Consider the following 3760-nt stretch of genomic DNA (forward strand, 5'->3'; position numbering starts at 1 on the left):
TTCCCAGCCCCCGTTTCCCCGCCTACCATCACATGCGGCGCGGTGGCAAAATCTTGAAACACGGGTTCGCCGCGTTCATCCAAGCCGATACACACGGGCAATCTGAACTGCCGTGCCGATGTGCGGTATTGCTGCAAGGCCGTCTGAAACTCATCTTGTCCATATTGCCGCCAAGTATCTTTCGGGCGCAAGATATTGATGTGCCAAGTGTTGGATTCCCCGTGAGTGGTGCGTCCGCAGCGCATTTCGTCATCGCCGATGCCCAATTCGGAGCAAATTTGGCTGTGGTATTTTTCCAAATCCACATAGCGGTCAAACTGCACGCGCAAGCAGTCATAGCGCACGCCGCCGTATTCAGGCTGTATCGTACCGCCTTTGCCGACTGTTTTGTCCAGTGCGGTTTTGAGTTTGATGCAGGTTTGTTCTTCCGTGCCGGAAGCGGCCGGGTGCAGGCTGCCTGAAACGGCAGGGGCAGCACCGTCCGAACCACTGCCCCGGTGTTGCGCCGCCAAGCCGGCCAGTTCGTCAAAGAATATTTTTTTGGCTTCCACGATGCTGCCGTCACAGTAGTCCAAGGCTTTCCGGTAACGTTCCTCCAGCAGTTTCGCGCCGTTGTGCCACGCCAGTTGGATATAGGCAAACAAGTGTTTTTTGGTGAATTTCCGTTCTGGCACTTCGTCAAACATGCGCTGGCTGATGTAGGCTAGCCAAAATTTTTCTTCGCCTTTTTTGCCGTTTTGATTAAAGCAGGTGTTGAACGATGCGATTTCCAAACCACCGTCCATGCTGGGTTTCTGTTCCCAATCTTTGATATTTTTGGTTTTGGCAAAGCAGAAGGCGATGCACAGCCGCGCCCATTCATGGTTCTGCATTTTAGGCAGCACGCCGTCGCTTTCGAGCTGTTTTAGGATTTTGGCTGCTTCGCCGCTGGATTTGATGTGGGTGTTTTCAGTCAGCGTTACCCAGTATTTGTCATTGCAGATTTTGTCGTCGTCCAATTCGTACATGGCGTTTCCCTTTATTCAAAATAGGCGTGCGGGGTAACGGTGGCGCATTTTCCGCCGCCTTGCAGGCTTTGAGAACGGATAAAGTAGCTCTTGCCGATGCATCCTTGTGCGTTGAGCTTTTGATAGGTTTCGGAATCGATTTCGGCACTCTGCACCAGAATAATCACTTGGCGGTTTAAATTCATCCAGTATTGCACTAGGTTGTCGCAATGGCGCGTGTCCAAAGATGTGAGCGGGGTATCGACCACGAAGGGAACTTGGTAATCGGTAATTTCAGCTAATGCGGCAATCAGGGTCAGCACCAGTATTTTCTTTTCACCGTGGGAAAGCGGCTGGAAGTCGATAGCCATGCCGTTTTGACTGTACAGCAACAGGTTGCCATTTTCGTCGATTTCGATGTCGCCGATTTGTTTGTCATGGGCGATTTCCTTGTGCAGGCTGTTTACGGTTTTGCGGAATGCATCCAGTTTGCTGCGGCGTAGTTGCACGGCCAAGTCGTCTATCAGGCGGCACACGGCCTCGGCACGCTCGGCCTTTTGCTGTTTGGGCAGGCTGTCTATCAGTGCCTGTTGCTGGGTTTCCCATTCGGTTTTCAGGCGGTTGACTTCGGTTTGGCTGCGCTCGATGCTGTTTTGCACGCCGCCGAGTTTTTGGTTGGCTTCGGCCAGCTCTTTCTGAACACGCTCCAATTCTTCGCGCAGGCGGTCGGAATCGACAAGCCTGTCTTTCTGCTGTTCGTAGCAGCGTTTCAGCTCGTCCAGCTTGGTTTCCTGACGGTTTTTCTCTTTGTTCAGGCTGCCGAGGTCGTTGTCGGGCGATGTGATGCGAGCGATGTTTTCGAAGGCCGTCTGAAAACCAGTATCATCCAAGTAATTGTGCTGCATAGGGTCAGATGCATCTGGCGGCAGTTTATCGAACAGAACGTCCCATGATTCGTTCAGAGCACGTTTGAGCAGTTCGTCTTTCAGGATTTTCGGTGTCAGTAGTTCCAGCGTGTTGGGATTGGTGGAAAACTCCTGCCAGAATTCTTCCAACCGGTGCGCATTCTGCTCTTTGCCCTGTTCATGCAGCTGGCGGCGGTAATCACCGTGAAGCTGCGTTTTCAGGGCGGCGATATCGCTTTCAGGCAGCAGGGCGAGCGGCAGGGCCAACAAGGCTGCCTGAATGCTTTGGTTCAGTTGGGCGGTTTCGGCTTCACACTGTTCGATTTGGGCAATCAGCTCTTTGGAATGCTGCGTGCTGCCCGCGCCCCGCAACCGCATTTGCAAGTCGTCCTGCCGAGCTTCGGCTTCCTGCTTCTGCCGCTGCCACTGTTGCAGGGTTTCGGTGTGACGAGCCAACTCTTCAGAGGCAGTCTGAAAACGGCGTTCGGCTTCAGAAAGCCGCTCTTTCTCCCTGCCACCCGCCTTTTCGCTGTATAGCTCCTGCCCGTATTTCTTCACGTCTGCCTGCAAGGCTTTAAGCAGGTCGATGCCCAAAAGTTTGTTCAGCGCACCGCTCATCCAGCCGCCTGCGCCGAACTGCTTGGCGATATTGACCAGCTGTTCTCCGTCAAAAAAGAAAAACGTGGAATATTCGGACGGCAGGCCGTAATCTTCCAAATATTCTTGGATTTCTTCACCGTCTATAGGTTTTTTCAGGCCGTCTTTGCCTATGTAATACAAAAGCAGCTGGTTGCTTTCTTCCTGATAGAGGCCCAAATGGTCGAAATACCATTTACGAACAATACGGATACCCTGTTCGCCAAAGGCATAGCTTTCCATCAAATCCATTTCTAACACCATCTCGTAGGACCTGGCCATTTGGGCGGCGGCCTCCTTGTACAGCGACTGGCTGATGAAGTCATGGTATTTGAATTTGCTGTCGCCCAGTCCGGCGCGTTGGAAATTGGCAATCGCGTCTTTGTCGTACAGGCACAGGTAAATCGCTTCCAGCAGCGTGGTTTTACCGTGCCCGTTTTCCGCCCCGACCAAAATCAGGTTTCGCCCTTTTTCAGGCGGGGGAAATTCAAATTCGGCTTCGGCGTAGGATTTGAAATTTTTCAGTTTTATCCGTTTGATATACACCTTATTCCCCCCATAAATCCTGTTGTTCGAAGATTTTGTCCAGCTTCTGCTTCATGCCGCCGTATTTGTCACCCTTACGCCGCACCTGGCGCGCCCAAGCAAGAAGCTCCGCCGCCGCTTCCATTTTGACATTGTGTTTTTTGGCGGCCGCTTCCAGCAAATGGCGCGCGTCGGGGTCACGCCACAGCAGCAGGTCTTCAATTTCCGGGTTCATCGTCTGTCTCCTTGTTTCAAAATATCTTCCGTCCAAATCTGCTTGATTAGGTCGATTTCGTCCTGCGAAATCAGTTCTTCACCGAAAGCAGCTTGCACGTCCAGCAGCTTCGCCAGCATTTCCTGCCGCGCCTTGATGGTGAACGGGCCGGGGATGTGTTTGCCGCTTTTGAACGTGAGTTTTCCGTTGCGCCGTTCGGCCTGGCGGTATTCGGGTTTGTTACGGATATCCACTAACCAGTTGCGGTATTCAATTAACGGTGCAAATTCGGTTTTTCCTGCGTCCACAAATCCTTGCAGGCTTCTATCTTTATTGACTACCGTACACGTCCAACAGCCGAAACGGCTGGAATTGGTGCCGCAGCCGGGGGCTTCTTCCTGCGACAGCACAATCGGGCATTCGCCGCCGGCGGCTTCGCGGTAGAGCTTGATTAAATCGCTGTGTGCGCCTCCCCAGGGCGGGTCGTTGGCAGC

2 protein-coding genes and 2 pseudogenes are annotated in these 3760 nt (G+C 52.8%); all 4 read right to left on the reverse strand.

All coding sequences use genetic code 11. The features are described 5' to 3' along the window. Positions 1 to 1007 (reverse strand): annotated as a pseudogene (locus ACTHS3_RS10720) (FtsK/SpoIIIE domain-containing protein); the annotation flags it as partial. A gap of 11 nt (positions 1008 to 1018) precedes the next feature. Beyond that, complete coding sequence (locus ACTHS3_RS10725; protein ID WP_440367937.1) at positions 1019 to 3073, reverse strand: AAA family ATPase; 2055 nt, start codon at positions 3071 to 3073, stop codon at positions 1019 to 1021. A gap of 1 nt (position 3074) precedes the next feature. Continuing rightward, positions 3075 to 3287 carry a DNA modification system-associated small protein gene (locus ACTHS3_RS10730; RefSeq protein ID WP_440367938.1) on the reverse strand — a complete coding sequence of 71 codons (213 nt, stop codon included), beginning with the start codon at positions 3285 to 3287 and terminating at the stop codon, positions 3075 to 3077. Beyond that, positions 3284 to 3760 (reverse strand): annotated as a pseudogene (locus tag ACTHS3_RS10735) (DNA phosphorothioation system sulfurtransferase DndC); the annotation flags it as partial. The pseudogene ACTHS3_RS10735 and the gene ACTHS3_RS10730, both read right to left, overlap by 4 nt.

The sequence above is a fragment of the Neisseria sp. P0009.S007 genome (assembly GCF_051962515.1).

Excerpts from the sequence above, each read along its gene's own strand:
- ACTHS3_RS10730 (WP_440367938.1), bottom strand. The coding sequence starts at position 3,287 with ATGAACCCGGAAATTGAAGACCTGCTGCTGTGGCGTGACCCCGACGCG.